We start from the raw sequence: 18336 nt of genomic DNA, 5'->3' as shown, positions 1-18336 counted from the left end.
TGGCGACTCTCGAGACTTGAGAGCCGCCATTTTGCGTCTGATTTGGTACACTGAAGAGGCAGTAAAACTTTTAGGGGAGTGATTGAAATGTCACGATGGTTAACGTGGCCCGTGTTCTACGAATTGACGGAGATCTACACGGCGCCACTCAATGTGATGTGGTTCATCTTGGGGGCAGCGATTGCCCAATACTATGCGGGAACGGTGAATTGGGTAAACGTCGGCTTGTGTCTGCTGGTCGTCTTCATCTTCGATTTGGCCGTCAATGTGGCGGATAATTATTATGATTATCGCCACGCCCACGATCGGACGGGGTACGCGCAACAGACCAATCCAATCGGCCGGCTTGCGTTGCCAGAAAGCGGGGTCGCGCGACTGGCGTGGGGATTGTATGCCTTGGCTGCCGTGCCGGGCGTCGTTTTGGTCTTACGGACCGGCTGGCCGGTGGCGGTGTTTGGTGCCGTCGGCTATCTGATTGGCATCTTTTACACGGCGGGGCCGCGACCCATCAACGCGACGCCGGTTTCAGCTATTGTGGTCGCCCTAGCGATTGCTTTTTTGATCCAGTTGACCTGTGTCTACGTGTCCATTTACGGAGAACGGCCGCTGACTTGGTCGATAGTGGGGGTGACCTTTTTGTTGTGCCTACCACTCACGCTGATTTTCTTTACGCTCCAGCTGGCCAATGATACGGCCGACCGGGCAGAAGACATTGCAAATCACCGCTACACGTTGGCGTACTACCTGGGCCAACCGGGTGCCGTGCGGCTGATTCAAGTGGTCGTGGTGGCGGGGAGTCTGTGGCCCTTGGTCAACGTGGCGCTGGGGATTGCGCCGGTTTGGACGGCGTTAGCAGTGCTGTTATTGCCCGTGATGTGGCGGGGGATGCAGCCCTTCTTTGCCGTGCAAGACAAGCGTCGGACCTTTATGACGATGGTCAAGAGTGCCGCGCTATTTTTCGTGGCCTACCCGCTGTTGTTTGCGCTGGGGACCTGGTTGTAGTGGGCGGGTTAACCCGGGTTATTTTTGAAATCAACTGATAGGTAATGTTCAGGGCGTAAATCGATACACTGACATCAATGCTAAATTTCCTCCTTTGCAAGCGTAGAAAAATACGGTATCTTAGGAGTGTGCCTGGTGGCGGTGAATCTTGAGCAAACGACTATGCCTGCAAAAAAGATAATCAATATTTCGCCGTTAGGTAGCAACAGTTTGTAACAGTTAGGAAAATAACCTGGGTTAACCCGGGTTATAAAATGTGGTCTACGGTATTTCCAGGGGAGGAAATCAAGTGACAAAACATGTACGGGATTACTTGCTGCAACAATTCAATGATGGGCTGATCTTGCTAGTCTTCTGCAACAGTGTGACGCTGGGGCAACTGCGACTAGGTGCGTGGTACTATCAGTGGGGGTCGTCGCTACTGTTTTTCGGCTATCTACTCGTGATATTGGGGTTGTTGGTCGTGGGATTTTGGCGTCCGCGACCAGATGTCCGTGAGTTTACCTGGGCGCAGGCGGACCACTGGCTGTATCTAGCCAATGAACCACAAGGTGATTTTAGAGGCCTGAATTGGACGAAGGGAATCTGGTGTGGCGCCATCATTTTTAATTTGTTGGTCTTTCAATTCGGCGCGACACTGGGCTGGTCGACCGGCCAACAGCTAGTCGTGAAGCTAACGGTGGTCGTCGCCGTTGGGGGACTCGTGCTGGGAATCATTGGCCTTTGGGCGGTGCGTTGGTGGCAGCATCACGCACGATTGCGAGGTGGTCAGGCATGACCAAGCAACAACACGATTACTGGCAGTTATTTTTCGGCGACATCTTTCAGCTCGTCATCACGGGACAACTGGCCCTGTCATTGTTGGACTGGGATGACCTTTGGCCGTGGCGGATCACAGTTCTGGGGACGTTATTCGTCGTGCTGGTCGGTTTAGTGCTCAGCAGCGCCTGGTATCGCTACCGGGGCAGTGCGCACAGTCAGCCGATTGCGACGACCACGCATTGGCTGTATTTGTTAAATGAACGTGACGCTAATCCGACCCGTAACTGGTTGACCTGGTCGCGGGGCGTGCTATTGGGATTGGTGGTGTTGATGGCTGGTGTGAGTCTACTAAATGGCGTCGTCGCGCTACCGCCCACGGCAGTGCTCTTTTTAGGGCTGGACAGCCTGGTATTTATCGGCGGAATTCTGGCATTCAATGTCTTGCACTGGGGGCTTCACCGCCGGCAGTAATTTCGGGGGAGGTGGCAATATGCCCAAACGCGGCTGGGTACTGACGACTGGACTAGTGGGCAATCTAGCAGCGATTTTTACGGCCTTGACGTTGGCCGGACCGTGGTGGCTGCGCTTTACATACTTGGGCATCTTCTTGCTGCTAGTTAACGCCAGTTTGATTTTTTGGACCCATCACCGTCGCGAGTTATGGCACGGTCATCTCCGTTCCGGCAGAGAATTGGCCTACGTGATCGTTCTAGATCTGGTTTATCTGTTCTGGGATGTCGAGCCCGCCGTCCATGGTGGGTTGGCCGTCTTGTGGCAGGTGGCCAATGTTGTGAATTATCTGACGCTGGCCTTGGCTGGACTGATGATCGGGCAATGGTTGACGGGAATCCGGCACAGTCGCCGACTTCCTCATTAAAAAATCGCGTGACCCATTGTGACAGGTCACGCGATTTTTTAATGAGGTGGACAAAGTTCCTAGCTGAAAAATCAGTTCGTTTGGTTGGGGGGGTAAAGCCATCGGTAATCGCCTTGGTTCTTAAGTAACGTGCAAAAAACCCGTCATTCAGGCTAGACGCCCCAATGACGGGTTTGGTTTAATCAGCGTTTAAGATCCATAGGAACAAGACGAAGACGACGGCTAACCCGTACATCATGGCGCCGACTTCCTTACCACGCTTGGCCGCAATCATGGTCAGTGGGTAGGTGATGAAGCCCAGCGCGATTCCGTCGGAGATGCTGTAAGTCAACGGCATGCCCAAGACGATCAGGAAGGCTGGCGCGGCCACTTCGAATTTTTCCCAATGAATGTTCTTCAGGGATTGGGCCATCAGCACACCCACGATAATCAAGGCTGGGGCGGTGACTTGGTTGGTCACGACCGCGAGCAGTGGGGAGAAGAAGGCCCCGAAGATGAAGAGAATCCCGGTGACGATGGCGGTAAACCCGCTCCGGCCACCAACGGCGATTCCGGCGGAAGATTCCACGAAGGCACCCATCGGCGACGTCCCTAACAGGGAACCGACCACCATGGTACTGGAGTCAGCCATCAGGGCCTTACCAATCCGGGGTAGCTTGTTGTTCTTGACTAATCCGGCTTGTTCGGCCAGGCCAACCAAGGTCCCGGTGGTGTCAAAGAAGGTAACCAGTAAGAAGGTCAAGACGACCACGACCAGCTGTAAGGAGTTGATGCTCGACACGTGGGTCAACCCGACCATAAAGGTGGAGCTGATGCTTGGGACACCGGAAATCAATTGCTTGGGCATGGCGATCAGCCCCGTCGCAAGTCCCAAAATGGAGTTGGCGACCATCCCGATGAAGATGGCTCCGGGAACGCGGGCACTCATCAAGACTAACGTCACGATCAGGCCGAAGATGGTCAGCCACGTGCTACCGACCTGCAGGGAGCCCAGCGTCACGACTGTGGACTTGTCGGCGACGATTAAGCCACCTTGACTCAACCCAATAAAGGCGATGAACAGGCCGATCCCGGCACTGATGGCCATTTTCAGATCACGCGGGATGGCGTCGACCACCTTTTCCCGCAGCTTGAAGGCCGTCAAGATCATGAACAGGATGGACGCCACGAAGACGCCAGCCAGCGCCGTTTCCCACGGCACCTTCATCCCAATGACCACGGAGTAGGCGAAGAAGGCGTTGATTCCTAGACTCGCGGAGATGGCGATCGGGTAGTTGGCGAGGATCCCCATCAGCATGCACCCGAAGGCCGAGGCAAAGGCCGTCGCGGTAAACACGGCGCCCTGGCTGATGCCAGAAGCCCCCAGCACTTGCGGGTTTACGAACAAGATGTAGGCCATGGAAACGAAGGTCGTTAAGCCGGCCAGCGTTTCTTTCTTGTAGTTCGTGCCCAGTTCTTCAAAATGAAAAAAGTCAGCGATTCTTTGCATGAATGATTGCTCCTTTAGGCAAATTTATGTAAAATCCGAACGTTTAGCAGTATCGTTCGTGTTTTTGTTCTTAATCAATCCTTATAGAGCTTATCATGTTCCTGATTGAAATGCAATCACGAATTATAAATTATTTTATAATCGGTTAGTTCGTGGACTGCTGGCGCACAAAAAAGAGCCGGGGAGAATTCCCAGACTCTTGGGTGATGAACAGTTAGCTAGTTGAAACGGGTGTCCGCAGGCAGTCGGCCTTAATGCTCGCCGACTAAGCGCCTGCGGTCTCCCTCTTGGAACTTAATCCGGATCCGCCAGGGACTTGCCACTGGTGATGGTCTTGAAGCCAGAAAAGGCCGTGTCGATCGTTTGATATTCCGCGTCGCTGAGGGTCACGTCCAAAGCTTGGGCGTTGGCCTCGACTTGAGCGGCACGCTTGGCACCGGGGATGACGACACTGACCAGTGGATCTTGCATGTACCAGGCCAAGACGGTTTGGGCCACCGTGGCTTGGTGCGCGTCGGCAATCGGCCGAATGGCGTCGATGGCCTTGAGGGCCTGGCTGTAACGGGGTTCTTGGAAATCGCTGATTTGGCTGCGAATATCGTCAGCCGGGAAGGTGACGTCTTGGTCGTATTTCCCGGTCAACAGGCCAGAAGCCAGTGGGAAGTACGGCACAAAGCTGATTTGATGGTCCTTGAGGTACGGCATCAGGTCGGCTTCATGGTCGCGGTGCAGCAGGCTAAATTCGTCTTCGACCACGTCCACGTATCCGTCGGCGTTGGCTTCCTTGACCTGGTCTAGGCTGAAGTTGGACAGGCCAATTGCACGGATCTTGCCTTGTTCGCGCAAGCGTTGTAGGGCACCGACCGCTTCGGCCTTGGGCGTTTGCTTGTCAGGGAAGTGAATGTAGTAGATGTCCAAGTAGTCCGTGTTGAGGCGTTTCAGACTGGCTTCGACTTGGGCGGTCAAAAATTTCGGATCGTTATTGATGACCTGTTCGCCGCTCGAAAAGTCCTGGGCGCCCTTGGTTGCCAGCGCAAAGCTGTGGCGGTCAAAGTCGTGCATGGCTTGGCCGACCAATTCTTCGGAGTGGCCCAGGCCGTAAACGTAGGCGGTATCGAGTAATTTGATACCATTGTTCAGCCCGGCCTTGACCAGGTTCAAGCCGTCTTCATCTTTTAAATTGGGGAAGAGGTTGTAGCCGCCGACCGCGTTAGTCCCGAGACCGAGTGGCGTGGCCTGCACATCAGTTTTACCAATCGTAACTTGTTTGTGTGTCATACAGTGACCCTCCTAATGAAGTTGTGAAACCGGATTCAAATACATTTCCTATTATAACGGATTTTTCCAGGCGTGAAAAATAACTTGGTCCGGTGTTAGCCAGCGCCACTTTCTGGTACACTGGAAGGCAAGGAAAAGGAGCGGTGAAAATGACAACTTACTTAATCGTGGGCGCAACGACCCTCGGGCAACTGGTCGCCCAACAATTGGCCAGCCAGACCGACGCCACAGTGCGGGTGCTGTGTGGCCCTAAAGACACGGTGGCGCCTGCATTGGCCCAGCAGGTCACGGTGTTGAACGGTGATTTGACCCAGGAGGCCACTTACGGCCCGGCCTTGCAGGACCAACCTGTGGTCTTCTCGGCGTTGAGCGGCATGGACGTGGACCTGGCATTTGAGGCACTGTTTGACGCCCAATACCACCAGCGTCTGACGTTGACGCGTTTTGTCATGTTGAGTACGGCGGGCGTCGACCAAGAGGTGACCGGCGACCTGGTCTACCCAGGAATCACCGACGTCAAGGAGTACCTGAATCAGCAGCGTTATGCCGCCAAATTGGTGGACGAGACGGAATTTCCGTACACCATCTTGCGGCCGGTGACGTTAAGCGATGAGGCAAACCGGGCGCCGCAGATCATCAAGGAAGGCGCGGCCGTCCCCGCGGGTACTGTTCCACGTGAAACAGTGGCCCAGGTTGCCGTTAAGCTGATGACGGTTGGCGGCGCGGACTACCAGTCGCTAGCCATTTGCTAAAACAAATTAAGTTTGCCAAAAAACTGGTAAATTCTATCGTGGCCTGCGAGAATGTTTGTTAAAATAAGGACAGTGGGGTGAAAGCAGTGGCAATTAATATTGATCAAGACCAATTAGAAGCGATTCGTGCGCGCATGGACGAAGCTAATCAGCGCGCCCACTTCGTTATTTTTAAGTCCGTGGAACGGGCGACTGGTAAAGTCCTGCGCCTCATCACGGACATTGAAAGTTTCCGAACGATTCAAGAACAGCATCAAGATGATTCCGACATGACCATCGTGCAAGACATCGTGCCCATCACGCCCACGTTAGCGCGCTGGGCAGTCGCTGAAAACCTGGCGGCCCAACAGCAAGGCGATAGCGCGACCATCTTGGCTGACCTGGAGCATTACACGAATGCGGTGCTACAAGAAAATCATCAAACCATTAATCCTCCCGAGGATGACGAAGACGACTAGCGCGAGTTGGTCGCCTTTTTGTTAGGAACCTGGGACAGGACTGCCCAGACTCTTCGCGTCACCTTTACATAGCTGAAACGTGTGCTAAGAGGTAGCCGGTTTCACTCTCTTTTGTTAGGGAGTGGGCCATGGCGGTTATGTTACCAGTGGTTTGACCAATTCGCTCACGAAAGATTAATGGCACACAGCATTTAAGCAGGCGATTAAAACGGTAATAAAGTCAGCAAGTGTCGGTTACCAAACTAACCGGCACCTTTTTTGTGACATTTTGGTATCAACGCCCTACGCCCCGGGCAAAACTGGTAAGATAGAGGTAAATAAGAGAGAAACAATCTTTTTTTGGAGGAGGGAGATCATGAACAGGTATTGTCAATTGCTTTTGGGGACAGTTTTCGCTGCACTAGCACTGGGCTGGGGATCCGCGCCAGTCGTGGCCCCAGCAAAGGCAAAACCCACCACGACGATCAAAATGGTGACGTATGGTCAGATGACCAAACACAATACCCATCGGCTGGCGGCCGTCCGTGAGGCGGCGCGCCAAGCCATTTTACAGACCACTAAGGCCAAGAGTAGCCGCGTGCCGGCTGTCTATCAGGTAAAATTGCCCACACATATGACCAAGAAGGCGGGCTTGGCAAAGCAGGGGCTGCGGATGCCACTGCTGAAGAATAGCTTTAAGCTGACCCACGTGACGGTGCCCTACAGCGCGTTAACGGGCAAGATCGTCAATCAGTACTTACCGAAGGCCAATCGGACCCAGAAGGTGAATACCAAGAAGATGGTGGCTTTGACCTTTGACGATGGTCCGGACAAGACCCTGACGCCGCGCCTGTTGAAAACGTTGAAGAAAGCACACGTGCACGCCACGTTCTTTGAGGTGGGGCAGAGTGTCAAACGCTATCCGAAGATTGCCCGCGCCGTTTTGGCAAATGGCAATGAGTTAGCGAACCATTCCTGGAATCACCCGAATTTTGGCAGCATTGGGACCAAGAAGACGGCCCAACAGGTCATGCGGACCAACCAGGCCATTTATCAGGCCACGAAGACCTTGCCACAATACGTTCGGCCGCCATACGGCAGCATTACCGCCGCGGAAGGTCGCAAGATCCAGCAACCGATCATTCGGTGGTCGGTGGATTCACGTGACTGGGCTTACCTGAACGCTCAAGCGGATATTAAGGAAGTCATGAAAGACACGCGCGGGGGCGACATCATTTTGATGCATGATGTTCATAAGCAATCCGTCGCCGCGGTACCAACCATTATCAAACGACTGAAGGCCAAAGGCTACAAATTGGTCACGGTCAGCGAATTACTGAACAATCAGGCGTTGCCCGGGTTGCAGTACTTTGGCGCGCACGATTCGCGCATTGTCGGTAAATAAAAAAACGATTAGTTTCACGTGGAACATTTTCCCGTGAGACTAATCGTTTTTTATTCAGCTAGCTTAAGCCAGCAGTTGCTTGACCAGCTGTTCATAAACGTGTTGGACGTGGTGGAACTCGTCCAGGTCAACAGATTCGTTGAGTGAGTGGGCGTCGTACCATTTGCCGGCCCCGTAAACGATGACGGGGAAGGCGTTGGCGGACTTGGTGAATTCCGATGCGTCGGTGGCGCCATGGATCACTTGCAGGTCGATGGGGTGGCCGAATTCGGCGTCAGCGATGGCTTTGGTGGCCTTGACGAGTGGTGAATCCTGTGCGCTGATGATGGGTTTGAAACTGTAGTCCACGTGTAGCGTCAGGTCCACACCGTCTTCTTGGTTGAGACGATCGACAGTCTCGTTGAGTCGCTGAATGACCGCGGCGTTGTCGAATTCCGGAATCGGCCGGATGTTGCCTTGGAGTTCGGCCTTGGCGGGGATGCTGTTGACCTGTTCGCCACCGTTGAAGACCGTCACGCTGTGGACCAGCGGCCCGAGTTCGGGGCTGACCGGTGCGTCGTCAAATTCGGTGGCTTCGGCGGTCACGTATTTAATTAAATTCGTAATGGCGTTGACGCCTTTTTCGGGCATGGAGCTGTGGGCGCCAACCCCGCGTGAATAAACGTGGTAGTTCAGTGAGCCGTTGTGCGCGTAGACCAGGTTGCCGCCGGTCGGTTCACCGATGACCATGCCGGACAGATCATCAGCATAGCCTTGTTCGGTCAACATCCGGGAGCCCATGGCGCCGTTTTCTTCGCCGACGGTCCCGATGAAGCGCAGGCGGCCGTTGAGCTTAACGTGGGCATCGGCCAGGTCGATGAAGGTGATCAGCATGCCGGCGAGCCCGCTCTTCATGTCCGCCGCACCCCGACCGTACAGGGTATTGTCGGCGATGTGGGCGCTAAACGGGTCGAACTGCCAGTCGGCCAAATCGCCGGTGGCCACGGTGTCCAAGTGACCGGCCAACGCAAAGACGTTGTCGCTGGTGGGGTCCCCGATTTCAGCCACCACGTTGCTACGGCCCGGTGCGTACGGAATCAGCTTGGCGGAAATGCCGTGTTCGGCAAAGAGCTGCTGAATATAGGTTGCGACGGCTTCCTCGTTGCCGTTGACGGAATTAATGCTGACTAAGTCTTGTAAAATCTGCACTGCTGCACTATCTTTCATAAACTACCCACTCGCTTTCTCACCATTTTTTAATATTATAATTCAGTGTAGCACGCTTTCAGAAAAATGGCCCGTAAAGTTGTCCATTATCACGAAATTTATGGCAAACATTTGTTCGCTTTTACTGCTGGATATGCTAGAATATAATCAACTAAGACGACTACGAAATTGGAGGATGGCTGATGAGTTTACAATTTATTTTGGGCAGCGCCGGACAGGATCACCGGACGCCCATGGTCACGGCCCTTGCGCAACAGGTGAGCGACCAGCCCGCGAATCAGGGCTACTATTTGGTGCCGAACCATATCAAGTTTGAAACAGAAGTCGACGTCTTGGCCGCGTTAAAGGCCCAGTTGGCGCCGGACCAGCCGCTGTTTGCTCAGACGCAGGTCCAGGTCTTTTCATTTACCCGGTTAGCCTGGTTTTTCATGAAAAATGAACCGGTCTATCAGTTGCCCCGAGTCTCCACGGCGGGGCTCAACATGTTGATCTATCAGATCATCCAAAGCCATGCCGACGAGCTGACCATTTTCCGGGGGGAAGTGGACCGGCCCGGCTTTGTCAGTCAGTTGACGACCCAGCTGGCCGAATTCAAGGTCGGCCAAGTCACGGCCGCGGATCTGATGAGTGCCATCGATCAGCTGCCCAGCACCAACGCCGATCTGCAGGCCAAGCTGCACGATCTGATGATCATCTATGACGCCTTTGAAGCCCAGATGGCGGACAAATACATTGAAAACACCGACCTGCTGAATCAGCTGGCCGATTATTTGACCCAACGCGTCGACCTCAGCCACGCGCATTTTTACTTAGAGGGCTTCTCCCAGTTGAGTGCCCAGGAACGCCAGCTGGTTGCCGTTTTGATTCAACAGGCGGCTAGCGTGACGGTGGCCTTGAACCTGGATAAGGCCTACCCGCAAGACTTGCCCGATCCGACCAACTTGTTCTTTCAATCGGCCAAGACCTACCACCAATTGTACGCGGTGGCGCAGGCCAACCACGTGCGGGTATTGGTCGACGGTCGGGCTAAATCCGCGCGGGTGTCGGCGGACCTCCAGGCACTCGATGACTACTGGCAAGCCAGCAACACGCTGACGCCCTTGCCGGCCCACGCCGCCACAACGCCGCAAAATATTCAGATTGTCCAGGCCGACAACCGCTACGTCGAGGTCTCGCGCGTGGCGACGCAGATTCGTCAGCTAGTGGCGACCGGCAAGTACCGGTACCAAGACTTCTTAGTGTTGGCCCGGCATTTGGACGCTTATCAAACCGTGATCGCGCCTATTTTTCAGGCGCAGGCCATCCCGTATTTTGATGACGCCGATGTGCAAATGGCTGATCACCCCTTTGTTGAGTTGCTCAACGCCCTGTTTGACGTGCAGCGTAAAAATTACCGCTACGCCGACGTCTTTCGGGTCTTGAAATCCGAGCTGCTCCTGCCCAAACAAGCAAACGGCCAACCGATGGCGCTACCAGCCTATCGGCAAGCCTTGGCGTTGACCGAAAACCTGGTCTTAAAGAATGGCTACGAAGGCCAACACCGCTGGACGCAAGAAGCCGACTGGGTCTTCAACCGCTTTGCCAATGGGGATGGCGGGGTACAGACCACCAAGGACCAGCAAACGACCGCACAGATCAACGTGATCCGGCATTTTGTCAAACAGACCCTGCCACCATTTTTTGCCCACCTCAAGCAGGCCAAGACCTATACCGAGGCCGTCGCCGTGCTTTACCAATTCTTGGCCAATGCCGGTGTTGCCGACCGCTTGATGGCTTGGCGGGACCAAGCCATTGATGCCGGAGACCTGGTCAAAGCGGGGCAGCCCGAACAGACCTGGGGGACCTTCTGCCAAATCTTAGACGAGTTCCACACGATCTTAGGGGATACGCCCTTCGACCAGGCCGACTTTCAGGCGCTCCTGCAGGCCGGTTTTGCGGGTGCCAAGTTCAACCAGATTCCTTCGACATTGGATCAGGTCACGATTTCTGAAAGTGGGATCGTGCAGGCCAATAACCGCAAGATCACCTTCCTGATGGGGGCCACGGCCGATGCTATGCCGGATGATCAGGTCCCGACCACGCTACTAGCGGACAATGACCGCCAGGACCTGAGCGAACAGCTCCAGCAGGTCGATGAAAATAGCTACCTGCGCGACGATGCCGCCACCCAATTGGCCGGTGAACCCTACTTGAACTACCTGGCCTTTTTGAGTGGCAGCGAGCAGCTGATCTTCAGTTACCCGGTCACCAGCGATGCGGACCACAACGGCCTGCAGATCTCGCCGTACGTGGCGCGGATTCGGGACTATTTCCAGCTACCGACCCAGATTGCGGCGGCCACACCGCAGGCCGAAGACGACGACATTCTGCCGTTCATCGGTACGCGGCGGACGACCCTGCGCCACTTGGTCCAGGCTGGTCACGACAGCCAGTTACGCGAAAAGCCGCTGTCGAATGCCTGGTTGTACGTGTTGCATCTGTTGCGCGCGGACCCCAATTACGGGGAGCTAACGACCAAGTTACTGGGTAGTCTCAGCTACCGCAACGTGCCGACGCCGCTGACGCCAGACATTGTGACTCAGCTGTACGGCAATAAGATCAACACTTCCATTTCTAAGCTGGAGGAATACTACGCCAACCCGTACGCCTATTATCTCAAATACGGCTTGAAACTGCAGGAACGCGACGTGTTTGAGCTGTCCCCGGCCAGCACCGGGGAGTTCTTCCACGCGACCTTAGACGGGCTGATGAAGCTGGTGAACCGCCAGCATCTCGATTTAGCCGAGATGGATGACCAGCAACTGCGCGAAATGACGGACGAGGTGATTGCCAAGATTCTTGACACGACGGCCAATCCGCAGTTTGCCATCCTGGAGAGCTCGCACCGGATGACCTACATTCGGGAGCAATTGATCAAGACCATGCGGCGAATGGCGTCGACCCTACAGGAACAAAGCAAGCGCACCAAGTTTCGGCCCAAGCGTACCGAGGTCCAATTTGGGCTGGGCGATGAACACGGCTTGGCGGCGCTGTCCTTTGATGTGGGCAACCAACGCCAGGTCACGGTCCGCGGACGGATCGACCGACTGGATGCCATGCAGGTCAACGACAAGACCTACCTGGGTATCGTGGATTACAAGAGTTCGGAGCACAAGTTCAGCTACCAAGACGCTTACTACGGCCAAGCTATGCAAATGCTGACGTACCTGGATGCCGTGCAAAAAAACATGCCGGAACTCTTGGACAACGTGACAGCCAAAGATGCCGAACTGGCGGGGGCCGTCTACCTACATTTACAAAATCCAATTTTAAAGGCGGCCGACGTGTTGGGCACGGACCTGGGGGATGCCTTACTGAAGGCCGAACAGTATCAAGGCCTCTTGTTGGATGACCCGGATCTGTTGACGAACTTGGATACGCTGTTTGCCGACCCGGACTTCACCGGTAGTTCCTTGCTGTTCCGCGGCTTGCGGAAGACCAAGAAGGGCATCAGTTCATACGGCAAGTTGCTGGTGAACCCCGCCGAGTTGAAATTACTACTGGCGCACACGGAACGGTTGATCAAGCGCGCGGCCACGGAAATTTTCGACGGTCACGTGGACCTGGCGCCGTACCGCCAACAGAGTCGCACGGCCCTGCAATACTCGCCGTACAAGTCGATCATGCAGTTTGACCCGTTACTCAAGGAAAATAACTACCGCGATCTCGCGTCGTTGAAGAAGGCCGACGTCATGGCCAAAATCAAGGCAGAACAAGGACAGGAGGGCCCCGATGAGCACGAAATTTAACTATACCAAAAGCCAACACCAAGCCATTTTCCAGACGGGCAACAACCTGTTGGTCTCCGCTTCGGCCGGTTCCGGGAAGACCCGGGTGCTGGTCCAACGGGTGATCGAACACCTCAAGGCGGGGATGGGGATCGACCACATTCTGATCGTAACCTTCACCAAGGCCGCCGCAGCGGAAATGCGCGACCGTATTCAAACCGAGATGCGCAAGGAATTGGCGGCCAATCAAGGCAACAGCGAGCAGCAACAATTTTATCTCCGGCAACTCAACCAGCTGCCGGTCGCTGATATCAGTACGCTAGATGCCTTTTGTCTGCGCATTCTGCAGCATTACTATTACGTCATCGACCAGGATCCGGTCTTTCGGTTGTTGGCGGACGAAACGGAAAATGCGCTGCTGCGTGACGAGGTCTGGGCCGACCTGCGTGAACAACTCTATGCCGATGATGACTCGGGGCTATTTGCGCGGCTGACTGAAAACTTCTCGGGAGACCGGAACGATCAGGGGTTGGCCGACTTGGTCCAACAGACCTATACGTTTGCCAACGCAACACCGGATCCCGCGGCCTGGCTGGCGGCCTTGCCCCAACCTTACCAGTTGGACAGCGACCACCTGACCGGCACGACCTTTTATCGGCAACGGATCAAGCCGCTATTTACCGAGCAACTGCAACAGGTCAAAGCCGACCTGACCAGTGCCCGCCAGCTCGCCGTTCAGGCCAACCTGACCAAACAACAGGACCACTTGGACCCGCTGCTCGGCCAGTTGCAAGAGATTCAAGACCTGGTCGATGGCGATAGCTGGAACGCGTTGCGCGCGGCGATTCAAAACTTTGCCTGGGGACGGATGCCGGCCATTCGCAAGAATAATGAAGATTATCCCGTTTATAACGAGCTCAAGACCACGTACTATGACCCGGCCCGTAAGCAGTTAGCGGCATTACAGACGTCTTACTTGCTGCAAACGGAAGAGCAGGCCCTAACGACCATCGCCAAGTCCGGGGAACTGGTCGGCGAATTGGCCCGGGTCGTGACGGCCTTTCGAGACGCCTACCGCCAGGAAAAGCAGCGACGGCACGTCTTGGATTTTGCCGACATTGAACACGCAGCGCTGGAGATCTTGACCAGTGACACTGACCAATCCTGGCAGGTGGCGGCGCAGTTGCGCGACCAATATCAAGAGATCATGGTCGATGAGTACCAGGATACCAACGGCTTACAAGAGGCCATCTTAACGGCCATTGCCCGGCCGGCGCCCCACGGGAACCTGTTTATGGTGGGCGACGTCAAGCAGTCGATCTATCGTTTCCGGCAGGCCGACCCAACCTTGTTCATGGACAAGACCGACCGTTACGCCACGGACAGTGACGATGGGCAGCTGATCGTCTTGGCCGAGAATTTCCGTTCGATGCGCAACGTGGATGACTTTACCAATTTGATTTTCAAACAGCTGATGGACCGGGAATTGGGTGAGATCGCCTATACCGGGTCGGCCCAGTTGAAATATGGCGCCACCTACTACGATGACCAGGCACCTGATGTGACCAGTACGGCCGAGTTGTTGGTCTATTTGACCGAGGGGGATGAGGCCGCAGCCACGGATGGCGAGCCGGTCGACGCCACTTTTCAGGTGGACAACAAGCATCAAGGCGAAGTCCTATTGGTGGGGAAGAAGATTCAGGAATTGGTGGGCGCCAAGACGCCATTTTATGACCGCGATGAAAAAAAGGTGCGGCCAATCTCGTACGGTGACATCACCCTGTTGACGCCGACGCGAACCAATAACCTGATCATCACCGATGAGTTGCGACGGCTGGGGATTCCGGTCGTGGTCAACGATGCGCAAAACTACTTCAAGACCACCGAGATCCAAATCATGATGGCGCTGTTAAAGATCATCGACAACCCGTATCAGGATATCCCGTTGGCGGCGGTCCTGCGCTCGCCCATCGTCGGCCTGAATGAAAATGAGCTCGCCCAATTGCGGATCAATCAGAAGACCGGCGACTACTACCAGGCCCTGTTGCACTATCAGCGGACCTTTACGGCCACGACAGCCAGTGATTTTCAGCTGAATGTGTACAACAAGATCAGCCACTTCTTGGAACAGCTCCAGACCTTCCGCGACGTGGCCCAACAAAATGAACTCGTGACGTTGATCTGGCGAATCTACCAGGACACGGGCTTCTTGGACTACGTCGGGGGGATGCCAGCCGGCGAACAGCGTCAGGCCAACCTGCACGCACTGTATGAACGGGCGCAGAGCTACGAAAAGAGCAGCTTCAAGGGCCTCTTCCAATTCGTGCGCTTCGTCGAACGACTCCAGGAACGCGAAGCTGACTTGGCTGGAGCACCCGTCCAATCGGCAACGGATGCCGTGTCGGTCATGACGATCCACGGCAGTAAGGGGTTGGAATTCCCCGTCGTCTTCATCATGGATGCCTCACGCGAATTCAACAAGCAAGACCAACAGGGCAATTACGTCATGAGTGGTCGCCGTGGTATCGGCATTGACTACCTGGATCCCGACAGTCGGGTCAAAACGCCGAGCCTGCAGAAGCTGGTCACCGCCCAAGCCATTTCGCGGGCCAGTCTCGCCGAAGAAATGCGGAAGCTGTACGTGGCCTTGACCCGGGCCGAATCGCGCCTGTACATCGTGGGGTCCCATAAGACGCAAGCCGAGGCCATCACCGCCTGGGAACAGGCCTATCAGAGTCCCGACTTGGTCTTAAATGCCACCTTGCGGGAAAAGAGCAAGGTCGCCAATTACTTAGATTGGATTGGCATGTGTCTGGTCAGAGACGGCAAATTCCCCGACGACCTGCGACAGGGAACGGCGACGTTCTCCGGCTTGGCCGGCGACCCCGCTAACTTTAAGGTGACCTTTGCGACGGCTAGCGAGCTGGCCCCGGCTGCGGACGTGAACGCGGCCGCCGTCGACTGGTTGAAGACTAACAGTGAATCCGCCGCGCAGGTCTCGCCGGGCGCGGTCAACGGCGAGCAGTTGCAGCACATCATGGACTTTCGCTATCCGCACCAGGCGGCGACTGTGACCACGGCCTACCAATCCGTCTCGGAGGCCAAGCGCCTGTTTGAAGACCCCGACAACGCCACGATTGGCGAGTACCAAGCCAGCGCCGCGGGGCAAACGGGCCATCGGTTTGTGACGCATGACTTTGCCCGCCCGGAATTTCTCCAGACGGTGCGCGAACCGTTGCCTACCGAAATTGGAAGCGCCACGCATTTGGTCTTACAAAAACTCGACGTGAGCGTCGCGCCAACTGCGGCAAGTGTTCAAGCCGTGATTGACCAATTGGTGGCCGATCAGGTGCTGACCACAGAAGTCGCGCAACGCATCCAACCGGAAGCCATTCTGCGATTCTATGCCAGTGAGTTGGGTCAGCAGATCTTGGCGGCACCGGACGAGTTACACCGGGAAGTACCATTTTCACTGTTGATGCCGGCGCGCAGCCTGTTCCGTGATTTTAAGGAAGCCGATTCGCAGGTACTGGTCCACGGGATCGTGGATGGGTATTTGGAAACACCGACCGGGGTGATCTTGTTTGACTACAAGACCGACCACGTCAACCTGGCGGCCAAGGCACAAAGCGCAGCCAAGTTGCTCGACCGGTATGGCGGTCAGGTGAATTTGTACGCCGCGGCCTTGACCCAGATGACGGGCAAGCCGATCATCGGCCAGTATCTCTACTTGTTAGCGAGTGGGGACCTGCTGGCAGTACCAAAAAAGCAGATTCAAAATTTACCAGAGTAACGCAAAAACGAGGACGAATCGCCGCCATGACGATTCGTCCTCGTTTTTAGATTATTGATGAATTAAGAAAAGCGAAACTAAGATAAAGACCTGAACGACCATGACGGCTAATACCCCGGTAAAGTAGCGGGTGTAGTGGCGGTCACGGTGGAACAGCCAGCCGATGATGCTGGCGAGGACGATTAGGCCGACGACCAACATGAGGATTAGTTTTAACTTAACATCGAAGTCTGTGGTTAACATCGCGTGCGCCCCTTATCGTGAAGTGTTATCGCTATTATACCAGAAATGTGGGGGACGCCACGCCTAATCACGTTCGATGGTCAGGGCAATGCCCATACCGCCGCCGATACACATGGCAGCCAGTCCCCGGTGCAAATCGGTGCGCAGCAGTTCGTGAAGCAAGGTGACCACGATGCGGGTGCCCGATGCGCCCAGGGGATGGCCCAGGGCGATGCTGCCACCGTTGACGTTGAGCTTGTTGGCGGGGATGGCGAGGTCGCGGGCGATGGCGACGGACTGCGCGGCGAAGGCTTCATTGATCTCGAAACGGTCAATGTCGTTCACCGTTAGCCCGGCTTGCCCCAAGGCGCCTTGAATGGCCGTGACCGGCGCATAACCCATCACGGCGGGGTCGATGCCCACTTCTTGGTAGCTACGCAATGTGGCCAGGTAAGGGATGTGGGCCGCTTGAGCTGCCGACTTGCGCATGAGGACCATGGCGGCCGCCCCGTCGTTTAGCCCCGCCGCGTTACCGGCCGTGACCGTGCCGTTGGCCTTGAATGCCGGCTTTAATTTGGCCAATTGGTCTAGTGAGGTGGTTGACCGCACGGCTTCATCGGCCGTCACAGTGGTCTCGCCGACGGTCACGGGGACAATTTCTGCCGCAAACCGGTCCGTTGCTTGGGCGTGGGTGGCGTTTTGTTGGGAACGCAGGGCAAAGGCGTCCTGTTCGGCGCGCGACACGTGGTATTTGGCGGCCACGTTTTCCGCAGTGATGCCCATGGCCTCGCCGCCAAAGGCATCGGTCAGTCCATCGTTGGCCAAACTATCGACCAGCGTGGTGTGTCCCAATTTTTGCCCCCAGCGAATATCGTTGTTTAAGAAGGGGGCGTTGCTCATGCTCTCGGTGCCGCCCACCAGCACGGCGTCGGCATCGCCCATGAGAATGGCGCTTTGGCCCAGGCGGATGGCCTTGAGGCTCGACCCGCAGACCTGATTGATGGTCATCGCGGTGCTGGTGACCGGAAGCCCGGCGTTGAGCTCGATTTGGCGCGCCACGTTTTGGCCCAATCCAGCTTGTAAGACCGTGCCAAAAATTGTTTGTTGAATCGCGGTTGGCTCAAGGCCACTCCGCTTTACGGCAGCCTGGGCTGCGATGGTGCCCAGTTCAACGGCCGATAACCCGCGCAAACTCCGCCCGAATTTGCCAATGGGGGTCCGCACCGCACTTACAATTACAACTTCATCTGCCATGGTGATACTCCTTTTCGATAGTCTCCGAACCTCAAATATAACCGACTTTGTCGGATTTGTCTTGAATTTTAGACTGAAATTGGGCGGATTTG

At 55.4% G+C, this 18336-nt stretch carries 14 protein-coding genes; 9 read left to right on the top strand and 5 right to left on the bottom strand.

The genetic code is table 11. The annotated features are described in order from the left end of the window. Positions 1-87 precede the first annotated feature (87 nt). The 4 genes from EGT51_RS05525 to EGT51_RS05510 all read left to right on the top strand — a co-directional run bounded on the left by EGT51_RS05525 (position 88) and on the right by EGT51_RS05510 (position 2641). Positions 88-1002, top strand: a complete 915-nt coding sequence (locus tag EGT51_RS05525) for a prenyltransferase (RefSeq protein WP_135367770.1) — start codon at positions 88-90, stop codon at positions 1000-1002. A gap of 289 nt (positions 1003-1291) precedes the next feature. Further along, entirely contained in the window at positions 1292-1780 is a 489-nt protein-coding gene (locus EGT51_RS05520) for a hypothetical protein (protein ID WP_135367769.1), read from the top strand. Continuing rightward, complete coding sequence (locus EGT51_RS05515) at positions 1777-2235, top strand: hypothetical protein (RefSeq protein WP_135367768.1); 459 nt, start codon at positions 1777-1779, stop codon at positions 2233-2235. The genes EGT51_RS05520 and EGT51_RS05515 overlap by 4 nt, the downstream gene beginning before the upstream one ends. Positions 2236-2254: 19 nt before the next feature. After that, on the top strand, positions 2255-2641 hold the full coding sequence (locus EGT51_RS05510) for a hypothetical protein (RefSeq protein ID WP_135367767.1): 387 nt from the start codon (positions 2255-2257) through the stop codon (positions 2639-2641). Between the two features lie 178 nt (positions 2642-2819). On the opposite strand, the gene EGT51_RS05505 is transcribed toward EGT51_RS05510, so the two are convergent. Together EGT51_RS05505 and EGT51_RS05500 are read right to left on the bottom strand one after the other, a co-directional pair. Then, complete coding sequence (locus EGT51_RS05505) at positions 2820-4130, bottom strand: NCS2 family permease (RefSeq protein ID WP_135367766.1); 1311 nt, start codon at positions 4128-4130, stop codon at positions 2820-2822. A gap of 294 nt (positions 4131-4424) precedes the next feature. Further along, positions 4425-5408 carry an aldo/keto reductase gene (locus EGT51_RS05500; RefSeq protein ID WP_135367765.1) on the bottom strand — a complete coding sequence of 328 codons (984 nt, stop codon included), beginning with the start codon at positions 5406-5408 and terminating at the stop codon, positions 4425-4427. Between the two features lie 149 nt (positions 5409-5557). On the opposite strand from EGT51_RS05500, the gene EGT51_RS05495 reads away from it, so the two are divergent. The 3 genes from EGT51_RS05495 to EGT51_RS05485 all read left to right on the top strand — a co-directional run bounded on the left by EGT51_RS05495 (position 5558) and on the right by EGT51_RS05485 (position 8002). Further along, positions 5558-6160 carry an NAD(P)-binding oxidoreductase gene (locus EGT51_RS05495; protein ID WP_135367764.1) on the top strand — a complete coding sequence of 201 codons (603 nt, stop codon included), beginning with the start codon at positions 5558-5560 and terminating at the stop codon, positions 6158-6160. 86 nt (positions 6161-6246) lie between these two features. Then, entirely contained in the window at positions 6247-6618 is a 372-nt protein-coding gene (locus EGT51_RS05490; RefSeq protein WP_135367763.1) for a hypothetical protein, read from the top strand. 355 nt (positions 6619-6973) lie between these two features. Then, the gene (locus tag EGT51_RS05485; protein WP_135367762.1) at positions 6974-8002 is read left to right on the top strand and encodes a polysaccharide deacetylase family protein; all 1029 of its coding nucleotides are present in this window, start codon (positions 6974-6976) and stop codon (positions 8000-8002) included. Between the two features lie 63 nt (positions 8003-8065). Here the strand turns inward: EGT51_RS05485 and EGT51_RS05480 are convergent, their stop codons facing one another. Beyond that, positions 8066-9208: an ArgE/DapE family deacylase gene (locus EGT51_RS05480; protein WP_135367761.1), complete on the bottom strand. Its 1143-nt coding sequence runs from the start codon at positions 9206-9208 to the stop codon at positions 8066-8068. Between the two features lie 182 nt (positions 9209-9390). Here EGT51_RS05480 and EGT51_RS05475 point away from each other — a divergent pair, with 182 nt between their 5' ends. Both EGT51_RS05475 and addA read left to right on the top strand, forming a co-directional pair. Continuing rightward, positions 9391-12996, top strand: a complete 3606-nt coding sequence (locus EGT51_RS05475; protein WP_135367760.1) for a PD-(D/E)XK nuclease family protein — start codon at positions 9391-9393, stop codon at positions 12994-12996. Continuing rightward, on the top strand, positions 12980-16768 hold the full coding sequence (gene addA / locus EGT51_RS05470) for a helicase-exonuclease AddAB subunit AddA (RefSeq protein ID WP_135367759.1): 3789 nt from the start codon (positions 12980-12982) through the stop codon (positions 16766-16768). Before EGT51_RS05475 ends, addA begins: the two co-directional genes overlap by 17 nt. A gap of 51 nt (positions 16769-16819) precedes the next feature. On the opposite strand, the gene EGT51_RS05465 is transcribed toward addA, so the two are convergent. Continuing rightward, positions 16820-17011 carry a hypothetical protein gene (locus EGT51_RS05465; protein ID WP_135367758.1) on the bottom strand — a complete coding sequence of 64 codons (192 nt, stop codon included), beginning with the start codon at positions 17009-17011 and terminating at the stop codon, positions 16820-16822. A gap of 63 nt (positions 17012-17074) precedes the next feature. Further along, the gene (locus tag EGT51_RS05460; RefSeq protein ID WP_135367757.1) at positions 17075-18244 is read right to left on the bottom strand and encodes a thiolase family protein; all 1170 of its coding nucleotides are present in this window, start codon (positions 18242-18244) and stop codon (positions 17075-17077) included. Positions 18245-18336: the final 92 nt, after the last annotated feature.

The organism is Levilactobacillus suantsaiihabitans (assembly GCF_004745505.1).
Taxonomy (GTDB): Bacteria; Bacillota; Bacilli; order Lactobacillales; family Lactobacillaceae; genus Levilactobacillus; species Levilactobacillus suantsaiihabitans.
Note: the sequence above shows the minus strand (reverse complement) of the source record. Positions and strands in the feature narration are given on the sequence as shown.

What these genes read in the sequence shown, in the direction of transcription:
- EGT51_RS05525 (WP_135367770.1), top strand. Translation starts at nt 88, where the DNA reads ATGTCACGATGGTTAACGTGGCCCGTGTTCTACGAATTGACGGAGATC.
- EGT51_RS05515 (WP_135367768.1), top strand. Translation starts at nt 1,777, where the DNA reads ATGACCAAGCAACAACACGATTACTGGCAGTTATTTTTCGGCGACATC.
- EGT51_RS05510 (WP_135367767.1), top strand. Translation starts at nt 2,255, where the DNA reads ATGCCCAAACGCGGCTGGGTACTGACGACTGGACTAGTGGGCAATCTA.
- EGT51_RS05505 (WP_135367766.1), bottom strand. Translation starts at nt 4,130, where the DNA reads ATGCAAAGAATCGCTGACTTTTTTCATTTTGAAGAACTGGGCACGAAC.
- EGT51_RS05500 (WP_135367765.1), bottom strand. Translation starts at nt 5,408, where the DNA reads ATGACACACAAACAAGTTACGATTGGTAAAACTGATGTGCAGGCCACG.
- EGT51_RS05495 (WP_135367764.1), top strand. Translation starts at nt 5,558, where the DNA reads ATGACAACTTACTTAATCGTGGGCGCAACGACCCTCGGGCAACTGGTC.
- EGT51_RS05485 (WP_135367762.1), top strand. Translation starts at nt 6,974, where the DNA reads ATGAACAGGTATTGTCAATTGCTTTTGGGGACAGTTTTCGCTGCACTA.
- EGT51_RS05480 (WP_135367761.1), bottom strand. Translation starts at nt 9,208, where the DNA reads ATGAAAGATAGTGCAGCAGTGCAGATTTTACAAGACTTAGTCAGCATT.
- EGT51_RS05475 (WP_135367760.1), top strand. Translation starts at nt 9,391, where the DNA reads ATGAGTTTACAATTTATTTTGGGCAGCGCCGGACAGGATCACCGGACG.
- addA (WP_135367759.1), top strand. Translation starts at nt 12,980, where the DNA reads ATGAGCACGAAATTTAACTATACCAAAAGCCAACACCAAGCCATTTTC.
- EGT51_RS05465 (WP_135367758.1), bottom strand. Translation starts at nt 17,011, where the DNA reads ATGTTAACCACAGACTTCGATGTTAAGTTAAAACTAATCCTCATGTTG.
- EGT51_RS05460 (WP_135367757.1), bottom strand. Translation starts at nt 18,244, where the DNA reads ATGGCAGATGAAGTTGTAATTGTAAGTGCGGTGCGGACCCCCATTGGC.